This is a genomic window from Staphylococcus sp. HMSC035D11 (assembly GCF_001836075.1).
Classification (GTDB): domain Bacteria; phylum Bacillota; class Bacilli; order Staphylococcales; family Staphylococcaceae; genus Staphylococcus; species Staphylococcus hominis.
The window spans coordinates 1-15,222 of the sequence record NZ_KV827219.1 but is presented as its reverse complement, the minus strand read 5'-3'; the positions used below and the strand labels follow the sequence as shown (position 1 = coordinate 15,222).

The 15,222-nt window shown below is 29.5% G+C and carries 15 protein-coding genes; 1 reads left to right on the top strand and 14 read right to left on the bottom strand.

The window, feature by feature from the left end; all coding sequences use genetic code 11:
- Window positions 1–43: 43 nt before the first annotated feature.
- The 8 genes from yhaM to HMPREF2647_RS00995 form a co-directional block, all read right to left on the bottom strand.
- On the bottom strand, window positions 44–985 hold the full coding sequence (gene yhaM, locus HMPREF2647_RS01030; protein WP_070549492.1) for a 3'-5' exoribonuclease YhaM: 942 nt from the start codon (window positions 983–985) through the stop codon (window positions 44–46).
- A complete protein-coding gene (locus HMPREF2647_RS01025; protein ID WP_070859335.1) occupies window positions 982–3,918 on the bottom strand; it encodes an AAA family ATPase in 2,937 nt (978 codons plus the stop codon). The genes yhaM and HMPREF2647_RS01025 overlap by 4 nt, the downstream gene beginning before the upstream one ends.
- Window positions 3,908–5,104 carry a DNA repair exonuclease gene (locus HMPREF2647_RS01020; RefSeq protein WP_048682396.1) on the bottom strand — a complete coding sequence of 399 codons (1,197 nt, stop codon included), beginning with the start codon at window positions 5,102–5,104 and terminating at the stop codon, window positions 3,908–3,910. The genes HMPREF2647_RS01025 and HMPREF2647_RS01020 overlap by 11 nt, the downstream gene beginning before the upstream one ends.
- Before the next feature lie 150 nt (window positions 5,105–5,254).
- Complete coding sequence (locus HMPREF2647_RS01015) at window positions 5,255–5,599, bottom strand: YlbF/YmcA family competence regulator (protein WP_017176392.1); 345 nt, start codon at window positions 5,597–5,599, stop codon at window positions 5,255–5,257.
- 71 nt (window positions 5,600–5,670) lie between these two features.
- On the bottom strand, window positions 5,671–6,801 hold the full coding sequence (locus HMPREF2647_RS01010) for a DUF445 domain-containing protein (RefSeq protein ID WP_070859332.1): 1,131 nt from the start codon (window positions 6,799–6,801) through the stop codon (window positions 5,671–5,673).
- 220 nt (window positions 6,802–7,021) lie between these two features.
- Window positions 7,022–7,486, bottom strand: a complete 465-nt coding sequence (locus tag HMPREF2647_RS01005; RefSeq protein ID WP_002449642.1) for an XRE family transcriptional regulator XdrA — start codon at window positions 7,484–7,486, stop codon at window positions 7,022–7,024.
- 249 nt (window positions 7,487–7,735) lie between these two features.
- The gene (locus tag HMPREF2647_RS01000) at window positions 7,736–8,359 is read right to left on the bottom strand and encodes a response regulator (RefSeq protein ID WP_017176394.1); all 624 of its coding nucleotides are present in this window, start codon (window positions 8,357–8,359) and stop codon (window positions 7,736–7,738) included.
- 14 nt (window positions 8,360–8,373) lie between these two features.
- On the bottom strand, window positions 8,374–9,483 hold the full coding sequence (locus tag HMPREF2647_RS00995; protein WP_017176395.1) for a GAF domain-containing sensor histidine kinase: 1,110 nt from the start codon (window positions 9,481–9,483) through the stop codon (window positions 8,374–8,376).
- 137 nt (window positions 9,484–9,620) lie between these two features.
- Between HMPREF2647_RS00995 and HMPREF2647_RS00990 the strand changes: the two genes are divergently transcribed.
- Window positions 9,621–10,445 (top strand): RluA family pseudouridine synthase, encoded by an 825-nt coding sequence (locus HMPREF2647_RS00990; protein ID WP_070813212.1) that lies wholly within the window; start codon window positions 9,621–9,623, stop codon window positions 10,443–10,445.
- A 78-nt stretch (window positions 10,446–10,523) separates the two neighbouring features.
- Here the strand turns inward: HMPREF2647_RS00990 and fumC are convergent, their stop codons facing one another.
- The 6 genes from fumC to queG all read right to left on the bottom strand — a co-directional run bounded on the left by fumC (window position 10,524) and on the right by queG (window position 15,101).
- Complete coding sequence (fumC, locus tag HMPREF2647_RS00985) at window positions 10,524–11,909, bottom strand: class II fumarate hydratase (protein WP_017176397.1); 1,386 nt, start codon at window positions 11,907–11,909, stop codon at window positions 10,524–10,526.
- A gap of 139 nt (window positions 11,910–12,048) precedes the next feature.
- On the bottom strand, window positions 12,049–12,441 hold the full coding sequence (locus HMPREF2647_RS00980; RefSeq protein WP_070859329.1) for a hypothetical protein: 393 nt from the start codon (window positions 12,439–12,441) through the stop codon (window positions 12,049–12,051).
- A 110-nt stretch (window positions 12,442–12,551) separates the two neighbouring features.
- Window positions 12,552–12,725, bottom strand: a complete 174-nt coding sequence (locus HMPREF2647_RS11130) for an SAS053 family DNA gyrase inhibitor (protein ID WP_249339582.1) — start codon at window positions 12,723–12,725, stop codon at window positions 12,552–12,554.
- Window positions 12,726–12,747: 22 nt separating this feature from the next.
- Window positions 12,748–13,347, bottom strand: a complete 600-nt coding sequence (locus tag HMPREF2647_RS00975) for a 6-phosphogluconolactonase (RefSeq protein ID WP_017176400.1) — start codon at window positions 13,345–13,347, stop codon at window positions 12,748–12,750.
- A gap of 159 nt (window positions 13,348–13,506) precedes the next feature.
- On the bottom strand, window positions 13,507–13,977 hold the full coding sequence (gene trmL / locus HMPREF2647_RS00970; RefSeq protein WP_017176401.1) for a tRNA (uridine(34)/cytosine(34)/5-carboxymethylaminomethyluridine(34)-2'-O)-methyltransferase TrmL: 471 nt from the start codon (window positions 13,975–13,977) through the stop codon (window positions 13,507–13,509).
- A gap of 2 nt (window positions 13,978–13,979) precedes the next feature.
- Window positions 13,980–15,101 carry a tRNA epoxyqueuosine(34) reductase QueG gene (gene queG / locus HMPREF2647_RS00965; RefSeq protein ID WP_070859326.1) on the bottom strand — a complete coding sequence of 374 codons (1,122 nt, stop codon included), beginning with the start codon at window positions 15,099–15,101 and terminating at the stop codon, window positions 13,980–13,982.
- Window positions 15,102–15,222 lie beyond the last annotated feature (121 nt).

Below are 15,222 nucleotides of genomic sequence, written 5' to 3'. Positions count from 1 at the left end.
TCCAGATACTTTATGTCCCAGCCTCTTTTTTCGTCTATTAATATTAATCTAATTTCTCTGGATTATAAAATTGACGGTTATCCATACCAAAGATTCTTTCAGTAAATTGTCCTTTTTCAGTTTTCTTAAATGCTTTATCGAACATATTCATTTTTGCATCAATATTGTCAATAAAGAATAAAATCTCTGCTTCTTTTAGATGTGGCAATTTAGGAGAACCAAACTCCATTTTTCCATGGTGTGCTAAAATCATATGTCGCAATAACATGACTTCTTCACTATCAATACCAAGTTCTTTTGCCGCCTCAGCAACTTCATCACTTGCTATTGAAATATGTCCAAGCAAATTACCTTCTACCGTATACGTTGTTGCAACTGGTCCACTTAATTCTCTTACTTTACCAATATCGTGTAAAATAATCGCGCTATATAACAAACTTCTATTTAATAATGGATAGATATCACACAATGATTTTGCAATTTTTAACATTGTTAATACATGATAACTTAATCCTCCTGCAAAGTTATGATGATGAGAACTTGCTGCAGGATAAGTAAAGAATTTATCTTGATATTTTTTTAATAAATGACGCGTAATACGTTGTAAATGTGCATTTTCAATTTCTAAGATAAAATGTGATAACTCATCTTGAATTTCGTTAGGTGAAAGTGGCGCACCATCTACAAAGTCTTGAGTTTTCACTCCATCTTCTGTTGTTGCTAATCGAAATTGATTGACTTTCATTTGTTTACGGCCACGATAGTTAATAACATCCCCTTTTACCCATACAATTATTTCTGGTTTAAGGATTTTCATATCATCTTTTGTGACAGTCCATAGTTTAGCTTCAATATCTCCACTTTTATCTTGAAGATATAATGTCATATAGTCTTTACCTTGTGCTGTTACACCTTGTGTCGCTCTGTGGATTAAGAAAAAATTCTCAACCGAATCACCAGGATTTAATTTTTCTACGTTTCTCATCGTTTCCCGCCTTCCTCTTTTTTATTTAATATCAGCATTTCTCGAGAAGGAATCGTAGTATCTTTTGTACAAGTAAAGTACAATACTTGATGTTCTTGAGATAATTCTCTTAAATAGTTTAACATCATTGATTTTCTTTGTTTATCAAAATGTACGAATGCATCATCAATGATAATTGGGAATGGATAATATGGTTTCAACACCTTAATTAAACTAAGTCTCAATGAAATATATAGCAACTCTTTCGTTGATTGACTTAATTCAAGTGGATGATACATTTGTCCATTTCGATGTTTAACTTTAATTGAATCATTTTCATAAGTAATTAGATTATATTTACCATCAGTTAATGTTTTGAAAATATTAATGGCTTCATCTATCACATATGGTAGTCGTTTATCTTTAATTTGTTTAATGTGCTCATTAATTAGTGTCTCAAGATAACTTAAGCTCGCCCAATCTTTAGCAATATCATTCATTCTATTTTTTAAATTATAATATTGATGACGCAATTGAGATAGTGTTTTATCTGTTTCCATTTGATTAATACGTGCAGAAAGTTCACTCACTTCAGTTTGTTTCTCCAAATATTTATCATTATAATCATCAACTTGTTGAGCTAACATTTGATCTTCTTCTTCTAATTGAGCAGTTGTTTTTTCACTTAAAACAGAACTATCTTCATAAGAGAATTCATGATTACTCAAATAGGTAGATAAGTCATTGAATCGTGATAGTTGTTGTTGATAACGTTGATAAGCTTCGTAATGTTGATAATATTGCTCTTCATTTTGAACTTCAATATATTTAAACAACTCGTTTATAGTCGTTTTATTTTCATCCAAACGACTTTCTAACTGTTTTAATTCTTTACTTAATAGGGTTAATTGATTTTGCAATTGAGATTTCTTTTCTTTTTTACTTTCATACTGAGAAATCCAACTTTTCAAATCATTAAATAATGAAATTTTATTAAACTCGTCGAAACTATCTTTAGTAACATCTTGAGCATGCTCATAGAAGTTAATTAAATTTTGATTTAACTCTATGTTCTCTAATAATAATTTATTAAGTTGTTTATCATTAACTTTAAGTTGATTCATTGTTTTCAAACTATCTACTAAACGTTCATCTGACATTTTATCAGATACTTTAATGTCTTGTTTGAATTCAGAAATATCCTGTGCTAATGCATCAATTGAAGACTGAATATCTGATAAAATCGAATGTTGATGATTAAGTTTATTAGAAAGTACTGCTTTAGTATTATTAGCATTATTCCAACGTTCACGCAATTGGTACTGATCGTCTAGATTGAAATCTAAATCGTATTTATCTTCGAGTGCTTTAAGTTGTTGTTCTAAATCACTAATTTCCTCACTAATTGTTTCACTATAATCAATATCTTTATTTTTACTAAAGAATAAACCTACTAAAAATATCACAGTGAGAATTGCAAAAATAATACTAAAAGTGATACTAGTTGTAATAAATGCAAAAATAGTCAAACCAGCACTCATCAAAGCCAAAATGATAAAGCTGATTTTCAACCATTGATATTGCTTTTGTTTTCTTTCTTTTTCTGATTCAAAGGAAGCTTTTAATTTTGAGTATAAACTTTCTTTTTCATGTAATTCTATTTTTTGCTGATTATATTCTTTTTTCTTTTCAAGTGCTGTTTCAGAAACTAGTTCACTTTCTAATAACTTAATTTCCTTTTCAATTTCCTTTTTTTCAATATTATGCTCACCAATCATACGTTCAACTTGTTGCTTTTGATTTAATTGGTGATTATGATTTTTAATTTTTTCACTTATATAATCTTTCATTGTTTCAGAAGTATCCGCTTCATGATAAACTTCATTCCAACCGATATCATCTTTTAATGTTTGCTGAGAACGTTCGAAAGTTTCTATTTCCTTTTTTAAAGCCTTAGCTTTTAATTCAGATTGCTTGATATCACTCTCTTGTTGATAAAGATGATACATATCACTCACAGTTCTATCATCAGGCATCTGAATTAAATTAAATTCATTTTCTAGTTGTCTTATCTTCTCATCCCTTAATCCTATATCTCGATCAAGTGATTGTTTATATTTTAATGCAGTTTCATATCGTTCAATACCTTGCTCTGGGAACTTCAACGGTTCGATATTTAAATGATGCTCAAGTGATTTCCATTCTTGCGCATGAGCATGAAGTCCTAACTGCTTTTGCTTATTTCCATGCATTTTTGATAATTGTTTAAGATTTTCTTTTAAATGAGAAAGATGGCGTTCTGATTTATCTTTTTCATCTATAAGACGTTGATATTCGTCTAATTTGGTTTCTTCATCTCTTATTTGTGCTTCTAATTGTTTTAGTTCTTCAATTTGTTGGTTTAGAATTGGGTTCTTTCCAGCTTTTTTATAAAGCGTAGTCTTTTTCTGATTAACAATTTGCCCCATAGATGTAAATTCAGAAGATCCTAAAGCACCAGCTTCTAATAAATAGCTTTGTAATTGTTGTTCGTCTAAATTTCGATGAATATCTTGTAAACCAAGTACATTAAATGAAAATATTCCTTGATATGTCTTTTTTGAAATATAGTTTAATTTCTTCTTAAGCCATGCTTCATCTCTTATCAATCCATTTTCTAAATAAACTTTTACATCACCTTGAGCACTACCTTTTACACGCTCAACTTCAATTTCAGATTTATCATCTAAAATAAGCGTTAGCTTGCCTCCATACTGATTTCCCAATCTAGGTTCTAAACGCGGTTCTTTTTCTTTCTTTGTGGGAAAACCAAATAAAATTGAATGAATAAATGATTGTATGGTTGATTTACCTGCTTCATTTTCCCCATAAATTTCGGTAAAAGTCTGATTTAATTCAATCTTACGTTGTACGAATTGACCATAACCGTATATTTCAAGTGATTTAATAATCAATTTCTTCACCTCTCATATCTGCTTTCAATATTTTCTCAGCTCGATGAATGAGTTTTGCCTTATTGAAAGTGGTGTAGTCTTCTAAATATTTTGAAGCTCTTGGATTTAAATATAAATCTGTCATTGCCTCTTCAAACACTTTGTCATCGTTTATGAGTTCATTAGAAAATTCATTTATAAGAGGTGTTTCTTCATTCTGTATATAATTAAGAATCATATCTTCAATGACAATAAAATCATGTTCATTTTCTTCATATTCACTAATCATTTCTCTTATTTGAAGAATATCTTGTGTTGATAAAATTTTGTCATTATCTATATTAATCGTCAATCTATAAAATGCTTTACCTTGTTCACGAACTTGTTTCTTAAACTTTTGAATTTCCTCATAGATACCTTGTTTTGAAATTTTATCAGTCTTAATTGTAGCTTCTTCAAAACGTATAAACTGAGTTGGGATAAAAGTTGTTTCAAGATGTAGATGATCCCCTTCTACAAGCAAACAACCTTTAGTTCCTAATTCACCAAAGTGACGACCTTGAATGTTACCTGAATAATGAATAGGCGGCATATCACTTAGTTCTTGACGTTGATGAATGTGACCTAGTGCCCAATAATGATACAGTTTATGATTAAGATCTTCTAACATAAATTCAGTATAACGCTGTTTTATGTTAGATTTACTATAAGTTCCATGAAGCATTCCTATATGTATACCATTACTTCCTTGACTAGATGGATATTCATCAATTTTATTTTCATAACTTGTATTGTTTTGATAACTAAAACCATGAATATAAATTTGTTCTCCAGCTTTGGTAATCGCTTGATAGGTTTCAACACGATTTGAAAATACTGATACATTATTAGGCCAATTATCTGTAATTCTAGTTGTTAAAGGATCATGATTCCCATGACATATGTATACAAATATTTGTTCTTTTTCTAGACGTTTAAATTGCTCTTTTAAAAAAATTTCAGCACGTAATGTGCGATTTTCACTATCAAATAAATCTCCTACAATTAACATAAAATCAACATCTTCTTTTAATGCTACATCTACAATTTTTTTAAAGCTCTCATAGGCACTTTTTTGTACATCTTCGAAAATACTTGTCGATAATTGTTGTTTAGATTTAAAAGGGCTATCAAGATGCAAATCTGCACAGTGAATAAATTTAACCATTAATTTAAGCTCCTTAAATGTTTGATAAGGTATCTTTATGTATTACTATATTTTACCATATCTTATGAATATGGGTCGATGAACTTTGACATAAAAAAACTACGCGATTTTATGAAAAAATCGCGTAGTGTCCATTACTTAAATTATTAATTAGTCAACGTAAATTTCGTCTAAAGGTTTTACAATAATTTGATTAATTTCTTGGAAAACTTGACTCATTTTTTGTTCTGCTTGCATTAATTGTGAAATATTTTCATCTTTTTCAATAGCTTGAGCTTGTTCTTGAGCTTTAGCTAATTCTTCTTCAGGAATTTCTTGACCTTGCATTTGTTTTTGTTGGAAATTCATTTGAGTTTCACGGAACTCATCGAATAATTTTTTAGATTCTTCATTTTCTTTAACTTTAGCAAAAGCATCTTTAATAGCTTTGTATTCATCACTATCTCTTAATGCTTGTTCTAGTTGATTTGCATAATCATATAAATTTACTGCCATTTTAAATTGCACTCCTTCGTGTAATAATGATGTTTTGACAACTCTTTAATACCATAACATATTATGATTAGTTATACAAAAATTGCGATTAAACCTTGGAAAAGACCAATCATACCACCTAAAATAAATCCTAATAAGGTAATTAATTTTAATTCTTTATTAGCAATTTCAATAATCAACTTTTCAATGTAATCTAAATCAAATGTATTGATTTGATTTTCTACTAGTTTACGTAGATTAATTTTTTGCATTATCGTTGAGAGATGTTTGGATGCTTGACTAATAATAAGTTGTGTAACTTTATCTGATAACGTTGTCTCTAAATATTGCATTAATCTTGGTGATAGTTGATTAAGTGGTTTATCTATTTTTTCATTTAAATTTAAATATGAAGTAATAAGTAATGTAACTGAGTCTGATAGTTTTGAAATTTGAGCCTCATCAATGATTTTCTTAAGTGGTTGTCGTTTCAGCGTCTCATATTCATTATCAATCACTTGGTTTACAATACGTTTTGCTTTAGGATGATTGGTTAAACGAATCAATTCATGTTGGATTCTATCTGCAATACTTTCTTTTGTCATAAACATTTGTAGTAATCCAACGATTTTACCTTTTTCATTAAAAAATGTATCGAGCATGTCATAAATATCACGAGCGCCTTTATCAGATGACAGATAAACACGAGCTCTTTCGCATAATAAATCTCCTAATGGCTCGACTTTCTTATCAATCATTCGCTTAGTTTCTTTTGGTAGTAACTTAATCACTTCTTCATTTCGATGTTCATTATAAAAAGCTAATAGCTTGTGTGAAATTGTATCTTCTAATTTCTCATTGACTAAGTAATCTATTTTAACATCAAACTTCTCAGCAAAGTAACGAATTGTAGCTTGATCACTTTTTAATTTTGCTATTTGCTCCTTAACTAATTCATTAATTGTTTCTTTAGTTTTCGTTTCATTTAGTTTGTTGTGAATCAAAGTTTCTGTAATGAGATGTTCTTCAATCACTTGCCCTATCTTTGTAGCTATTTCATCTCTTCTTTTAGGTATTAAACCAGGTGTAAATGGAATTCGCATATTAAATATATAATGAGCTTTATAGGGATGAAACAACATTCTAATAGCTATAACATTCGTGACACCACCAATGATTGCGCCTATTACTATCATAAAGATGACTACTAATACTGCTTGCATTTAAATAACTCCTTAATTTTTATATAAGCAATAGCAAAATTATACCATGACAAATGTAAACTGCATAACTTAATAGTTCAACGTACATTTATATTTACAAATTTTTGAAATAAAAAAATAATGAATTCATCGCAAAATTACAGTGAATTCATTATTAATTGAAAATAGTGATTCAGTTGAAGGTCAACTCTTCTATCACTATATCTTATTTATATTAAAATTAAACGTGCATTAATTCTTCTTTAGCATTTCTATTAAAGTAAGTTTCTGCTTCTCTTAATTTAGATGTTCCAAAAATAGGTTGTTTTTCAGGATTAAGCACTCTGTAGATATTACTTACTTTATTACTTTGTAAAATAAATCCATTACGCGTTTCCATTGTATTCCAATAAATATCACTTGTTGTAGAATGATTAGGATATGCACAATGGTTTCTTGAAATTGTTTGTACAATTTCTAATGGATCGCAACCAAATGTGTTATTTAAAACATCTGAATCTCTAAATAAAGCACAAATTGATACACAAGTTGTCCAATTTGGTAATACACGTTCTTTTTCGATTTGAACAAGTGTTTTTTTAGAAAGACCTATTGTTTGTGCCATAGTATCTTGTGTGTATCCTGCTTCAATACGCACCATTTTAAATTTTGTTTGAATTAAATCTGTAAAACTCTGTCTATCCATTACTCTTCTCTACCTTTCTAATAGGAGTTATTTTATCCGGACGCAAGAAATTGCAATAATACACATTTCTTGAAACACAAATTACATCTTAATATATTTTCAATAAAATGAAAAGAGAAATTTTTGTTTTTACGTATAATTTTATAAATGGCAAAATTATCAAAATAATTAAACTAATAAAACAAGTCATTTGTCTATCATTATCATATTTTAAAATTACCGTTTTTATTTTTAATAGATCTATTCAATTTATATTAATTTATTTTCAATAGCATATATAGCAGCTTGTGTTCGATCTGAAACTTGTAATTTATTAAATATATGACTGACATGTGTTTTAACTGTTTTCTCAGATACAAATAAACTTTTTGCAATGTCTTTATTTGTCTTACCTTTCACCATCTCTTTTAATACTTCCATCTCTCTTTTAGATAATTTATTATTAAAGTGTGGTTTTTCATGCATTGCATCAATTACATTTTTAGCTTTTGGATGTATTATTTTCTCATTATTTAATACTTTAGTAATAGTAGCAATCAGCTTTTGTGGTTCAACATCTTTAATTTCATAACCATCAGCACCTTCATTAATGGCAGACATAACATATTCATCATCCACATAACTTGTAAGCACTAACACTTTTATGTATGGGTAATATTTTTTTATATAATGCGTCACTTCGATACCATTCATTTTAGGCATAACTAAATCTAATAATACTAAATCAGGCATATTATTCTCATTTAAATATTTAATAAATGCGTCACCATCAGAAAAACTTGCTTGTATATCTAAACCCTCAACTGTTGAAATTAGAAATTCTAGTCCTTGTCTAACAATGTGATGATCATCGATTAAAACGATACTTGCCAAATTTATCACCTACTTTAAATTGGAATATTAAGATAAATAGTTGTCCCCATTTGTTTATCTGATTGTATGTTAAATTCTCCGTCTAAACTATGAATACGTTGCTTGATATTTTTTAGACCATGCGTCGTTTGATTTAAGTCATCACTCACATTAAATCCTTTTCCATCATCATAAATTTTAATATATAATTGATGTTCATTTTGTTGCATGTTAATAGATACTTGATTCGTTTGTGCATGTTTCTTCGTATTATTTAAAGCTTCTTGAAGCATTCGGTACACATTTTCTTCAACTAAATTGGATAATTTAATCAATCCTCTTACTTCGATGTTTAATTTTAAATCTAACATATTCGCATAATGTTGAATCGCATTCACTAACCCATGTTCTAAACCAATTGGCTTAAGTTGCCAAATTAACGCACGCATTTCATTTACTGCGTTTTGACTTGTATCTTCAATCATCTTAAATGCTTTTTTAGCTGTTTTATCCTCTGTGATATCATGTGCAGCATGAGCTGTTAGTTTTAATGAAAAAAGCATTTGGTTAACTGAATCATGTAAATCACGCGCTAGTCGATTTCGTTCACTTATTCGTGCTGCTTCTTTTTCTTGGTCTGTTAAGTATATACGTTTAATTGCAGAACCTATTTGTAAAGCTACTGATTCTAGTAACTCTAAATCGTCTTGACTATATACTACAGTATGAGGTGTCGCGACATTTAATAATCCATACTGTTCATCTCCTGATCTAAGTGGTACTGTCGCATGATGCGTAATAAGATAATCATCTTTTTCACTTTCTTGATTAGCTAAATTGATTCTTGAACAATTTATAATATTAGATGCTTTTGTTAAATTTTTATGATGATAAGCATTGACACACCAACACGTACCATTATTTAAATACTTACAATTATTATTTTTTAATGAATGAGGTAAATCAGTGCTAGCTACAAGTTCTTGTTCACCTTTTTTATTGATTAAAAAAATCCAACCTGTTGTAAAACTGCTACCATTGATTAAATAATCTAATACTTTATTCATCATATTATATAATTCAGTTTCTTCATTAAGATATTCTGCAATTTCTTTTAATAATGCTAAACGTGTCGGTTTTTCCATATTTTCGCCCCATTTTGTTATTTTGCGTTTATTATTATATCGTTTATTTTTAAAATTTAAAAATAGACTGATGAAAACAATTATAATTATCATTGTAAATTATGATATGATTAAACAGAATATAATAGGAGGATATTATGAAATTCAATGTACCTGAAACTTTCAATAATTATACGTTACGTGAAATTTTTCAAAAGTTAAAACTACCAAAAAAAGACTTACACCAATTAAATATGTCTAAAGATATCACGATTAATCAACAACCTAGTAAATTGACAGATAAAGTTGTCACAAATGATGTTGTTTATATTCCTATCCCTGAAGAAAAAAGTAATTATTTACCAAGTTATCGTTACGCACAGATTGCATATGAAGATAACGATTTAGCTATTGTAATGAAACCTAAAGGGGTTAAAACTCATCCAAATGATTTAAAAGAAAGTAATACACTAATGAACCATGTTATCTATACTATGGATAGCGACTACGTTGAACCGATTCATCGTCTAGACCAAGAAACTGTGGGATTATTAATTGTTGCTAAAAATCCTTTAATGAAAAAAATACTAGATAGAATGCTTGAAGAGAATCAAATTACACGTATTTATCGTGCCAATGTAAAAGCATTACTACCTCTAAAACCACAAACAATTGATATGCCAATCGGTAAAGATAAATTTCATCCCAATAAGCGTCGTATTTCTAATACCGGACAACGAGCTATCACTCATATCTTAACATCAAAAAGGATTAAAGAAGGCATTTGTCAATTGGAAATAAAATTAGATACAGGACGTACCCATCAAATACGTGTACATTTAGCAGAAATTGGTCATCCTGTCATAGGTGATCCATTATATGGAGATGCTACCTTACGTCAATTAGAATTGAATAGTTATAAGATTGAATTCACTCACCCACTTACTCAAGAATTGATTTCTGTAAGTTTAGATGATGAATAAATTTTTAAAATGCTCCTTTTAGATAACGCAGATCAAAGCATTATCTTTAAAAGGAGCATTTCAATTGATAATGTTATTTTAATGAGGATCGACCATATCTTCTGGTTTAATCCATTCCTCGAATTGTTCTTCTGTAACGTAGCCAGAATTAATTGCTGATTCTTTAAGTGTTAAACCTTCATTATGAGCTTTTTTAGCTATTTGAGCTGCTTTTTCATATCCAATATGAGGATTTAGTGCAGTTACAAGCATTAATGATTGATTTAAATAATGATTGATATTTTCTTCAATTGGTTCAATACCTATAGCACAATTTTTGTTAAATGTTTCCATTCCATCAGCTAATAAGTAAATAGATTGCAATGTATTATGAAGAATCACAGGTTTAAATACATTAAGTTCAAAATTACCTTGAGAACTCGCTATACCTACTGTCGTATCATTTCCTATCACTTGTACTGCAACCATTGTTAGCATTTCACATTGTGTTGGATTAACTTTACCTGGCATAATTGATGAACCTGGTTCATTTTCTGGAATTGAGATTTCCGCAAGTCCGGCTCTAGGTCCTGAAGCAAGCCATCTTATATCATTTGCTATTTTCATTAAGTCTGCTGCCAATGCTTTTAGTGTTCCATGAAGTTGCACCACTTCATCATGTGAGGTTAAAGCATGAAATTTATTTTCAGATGAAACAAATGCATAGCCTGTATGTTCTGAGATATATTTAGCTACTTTATCTCCAAATTCTGGATGTGCATTAATTCCTGTTCCAACTGCTGTTCCACCAATAGCTAAATTTAAAATATGTTGTTTAGATTCAGCTAATAATTGTTCACATTTATCTAGCATATAACGCCATCCACTAATTTCTTGTCCTAATCGAATTGGAGTAGCATCTTGTAAGTGAGTTCTACCAATTTTAATAATTGATTGATATTGGTTTTCTTTTTCTTTAAATGTGTCTCGTAAATGTTTTAAAGCAGGTTCTAATTTCGTTTCAATTTCATGGTATAAAGCAACATGCATAGCTGTAGGGAATGTATCATTCGAACTTTGAGATTTATTAACATCATCATTGGGATGAATCGATTCATCGCTATTATGTTCTTTTAAGTACTCATTAGCTACATAACTTACGACTTCATTCACATTCATATTACTTTGAGTACCGCTTCCCGTTTGCCATACAACTAAAGGAAAATGACCATCAAGTTCTCCTTTTAAAATTAAATCACAAGCATAAATGATAGCATCTTTCTTAGTATCACTTAATTTTCCTAATTCATGATTAGCAAGCGCGGCACCTCTTTTTAACTGAGCAAAACCATAAATCACCTCAATAGGCATATGTTCTTTACCTACTGGAAAGTTACGCTTACTTCTTTCAGTTTGTGCGCCCCAATATTTATCAGATGGTACTTCAATTTCACCAAACGTATCATGTTCAATTCTTACAGACATTCAATAATCCCCCTTATTTATGATTTAGTAATAGTATATCATTAATAAAATTAATGTAGCAATTCGAATATAAAGCGGTTTCATTTATAAAAAATAAAACACATGAAGTTGTATTACTTCACGTGTTTAAGAATAAATCTTATTCATATTTATATTTTACTGCTTTTACAACTGAAATAGCACTTATTATATACAAAATAGCGCTTATGACAAGCGTAACAGGACTTATCTTTACTAACGTACCTAAAACCCCACCTAAACTTCGATAAAAATCATTAAGTGTATATGCCAAGATTCCTGTTACAATTAATATACATATAACACTAATCATAATTCCTTTTTGATTACTCTTAATGAATGGATGAGCAGTTGCATTATCTATTAAATCCTTTGATAAATTCAATTGTAATTGAATCACTTTAAATAACACTGGTAGATAGAGTGCTCCTAGAGCAATGGGAAAACCTTTAATAGAAATTAAACTAACAATGATTGTAATAATTGTTAAAGGTAGCCAATACTTATGTAACATATTTTTATCTCCTTCATTTTCATTAAAATATATTGTATCATAAGTTGTATTTCATAAAAAAAGCATTTTAATTAATCTATCGAAACAATTAATTAAAATGCTAAAATATATTAATTTAAATCTGAACGCGCTTCTGAATCATGTGTTTGATTATATTTATCTTCATCATTTTCTTCAGAAATCTGTTCCATTTCTTTTCCTAATGCTTCTAAATCATCCATATTTTGAACCATTGCATTTTCGTCTTCATGATAATTACGTTTACTATCTTTACTCATAAAAATAACCTCACAATAAAATTAAATATTATGCAAATCTCGCTGTGAAGTATTCTTTAACGTCTTCTGGTAATCCATCAGCAGCAGCTCTGTCTAAAACAACTGTTACCATACGATGTACTTTTAAATCAGCAGGTAAAAAGTTTGATTTACCATTTTCTTCATATAATCGTTTGATAACTTCACTTTTTTCAGCACCAGTTACAACTAAGATAATTTCGCGTGCCTTCATCAAACCTTGACGAATATTAACATCTAAATGTCCAGAGTTATCAATTGAAACAACTTGTAAAGTAAGTTTTCCTTTATTTTCTTTTGTTTTAATTCTATCATTGATTAATGATTCAGCATCATCATCAAGACTAATAGAATATACTTGCTCAGAAGGTACACCTAAAGCTTCATAGAACGAATGATTATCGTCATAGTCAAGAATATTAATTTGACTAAAATCTACAGCGTTACGATCAACTGATTTTTTTAATTCATCTAATACAGGTGCAGAATCCTTGTTTAAATGGAAACCAGCAATGGTAGTTGGGTTATTGTTAAATTGTTTTCTAATAATATCTCCAGCATAGTCTGCTGCATGTTGTTTATCTTCGAATACTTTAAAATTCATTGCCATAATAATTACACTCCTCTAAATGTAAAGTTCAACTAAAATAATTCATTTATTTACTAAATTACCCTATTTAAGGGGATATCAAACTATTTTAAAATTTTTATAATAATTCATTAATAAATATAACATTTTTTATTCTATTATAGTAATTAATTTTAAATTCTACTTTAATCCTGGGAAGTTTTGTTGTCGTAATGCTTCATAAATCAATAAAGCAGCAGTATTAGATAAATTTAAAGAACGAATATGATCACTCATAGGAATTCTTAAAGCAGTATCTGCATACTTCTCTTTTACCCAATCTGGTAAACCTGTAGTTTCTCTACCAAAGATAAAATAATTTTCTACTTCAGTATTTGAAAAATCAAAATCACTATAAGTTTGTTTACCAAATTTAGTAAGTAAATAATATTTACCATTTGTCACTTCGAAAAATGATTCAATGTTTTCATGATAAGTGATATTAACATGTTCCCAATAATCTAATCCAGCTCGTTTTAGCATCTTGTCATCTGTACTAAAGCCTAATGGTTTAATTAAATGCAAGTGTGTATTGGTACCTGCGCATGTACGTGCAATATTCCCAGTGTTTGCAGGTATTTCTGGTTGGAATAACACAATATGGTTTGTCATTTTTATTTCCTCATTTCTAGTCCTTTTCTCATTTCAACTTGAACTTCTTCAATCTCATTATCAAAATGCTCATAAATAAATGTTCTTGCATCATCGCCTAGTATTTGGCCAATAGCCCAATATGCTGTTCCTCTTATCATGGGTCTTGGATCATTCAATGCCACTTCCTTTAATTCAGGAATAGCCGTTTCTTCACCAAAATGTGCAAGTGCAATAATTGCATTCCGCTGTATAGGTTTCTTACCTCTCCATGCTCCTGCCAAATGACCATAAGTATTTTTAAATTCTTTATTACTCATTTGTAACAATGGAACTAAACGTGGCTTTAATATTTCTGGTTCTAAAATAATATCTTCGTGAGTTGTATTAATGCCTCTATTTTTCGGACAAACTTGTTGACAAGTATCACAACCATAAAGACGATTACCAATTTTATATCGATACTCATCTTTTAAATATCCTTTAGTTTGAGTTAAAAAGCTGATACATTTTTGAGAATTCAGTTGACCATTCCCTACTAAAGCACCCGTTGGACATCTATCTACACAAATTGTACAATCTCCACAACTGTCTAATATAGGATCATCCGGTTCAAAAGGAATACTAACTAACATTTCTCCTAAATATGCCCAAGTTCCTAGTTTTGGATTAATAACAAATCCATTTCTACCAACGAATCCTAATCCTGCTCTTTCAGCTACAGCGCGATCTGAAAGTACTCCAGTGTCAACCATGCTTTTTATTTCGACATCAGGAACCTTAGATTGAATAAATTCACTTAATTTGTCTAATCTTTTTTTCATAATTGAATGATAATCTTGACCCCAAGAGGCTCTCGCAAACATTCCTCTTCTATCGCCTTTTACACTTTTTGGCGCTCCCTTTAGCTTATTTGGATAACCAACAGCAATAGCTATAATAGAACGCGCTGTGGGTAAAGATAATTTAGGTTCTGTTCGTAACGCAATATCTGATTCTTCAAAACCTGATGCATAACCTTTTTCATGATAATCTACTAACTTTTGTTTCAGTTCATCGAAAGGATCAGCAGTAGTAAAACCAATACTATCTATACCAATGGAATACGCATAGTCAATGATTTCCTGTTTAAGTTGATGGTTCATCAACACTCTTGCCTCCTATAAAAAAGTCCATAGAACATTTTAACATAATCTTAATTTTTTATGATATTAAATATTTTTATAAATAAAAAAGAGAGGCTGGGACATAAAGTATCTGGATAAG

Bases quoted from the DNA above. Each gene is read 5' to 3' on its own strand.
- HMPREF2647_RS01020 (WP_048682396.1), bottom strand. From the start codon at position 5,104: ATGGTTAAATTTATTCACTGTGCAGATTTGCATCTTGATAGCCCTTTT.
- trmL (WP_017176401.1), bottom strand. From the start codon at position 13,977: ATGACAAACCATATTGTGTTATTCCAACCAGAAATACCTGCAAACACT.
- HMPREF2647_RS00975 (WP_017176400.1), bottom strand. From the start codon at position 13,347: ATGGCAATGAATTTTAAAGTATTCGAAGATAAACAACATGCAGCAGAC.
- HMPREF2647_RS01005 (WP_002449642.1), bottom strand. From the start codon at position 7,486: ATGGATAGACAGAGTTTTACAGATTTAATTCAAACAAAATTTAAAATG.
- HMPREF2647_RS01015 (WP_017176392.1), bottom strand. From the start codon at position 5,599: ATGGCAGTAAATTTATATGATTATGCAAATCAACTAGAACAAGCATTA.
- yhaM (WP_070549492.1), bottom strand. From the start codon at position 985: ATGAGAAACGTAGAAAAATTAAATCCTGGTGATTCGGTTGAGAATTTT.
- queG (WP_070859326.1), bottom strand. From the start codon at position 15,101: ATGAACCATCAACTTAAACAGGAAATCATTGACTATGCGTATTCCATT.
- HMPREF2647_RS00990 (WP_070813212.1), top strand. From the start codon at position 9,621: ATGAAATTCAATGTACCTGAAACTTTCAATAATTATACGTTACGTGAA.
- HMPREF2647_RS00980 (WP_070859329.1), bottom strand. From the start codon at position 12,441: ATGTTACATAAGTATTGGCTACCTTTAACAATTATTACAATCATTGTT.
- fumC (WP_017176397.1), bottom strand. From the start codon at position 11,909: ATGTCTGTAAGAATTGAACATGATACGTTTGGTGAAATTGAAGTACCA.
- HMPREF2647_RS01010 (WP_070859332.1), bottom strand. From the start codon at position 6,801: ATGCAAGCAGTATTAGTAGTCATCTTTATGATAGTAATAGGCGCAATC.
- HMPREF2647_RS00995 (WP_017176395.1), bottom strand. From the start codon at position 9,483: ATGGAAAAACCGACACGTTTAGCATTATTAAAAGAAATTGCAGAATAT.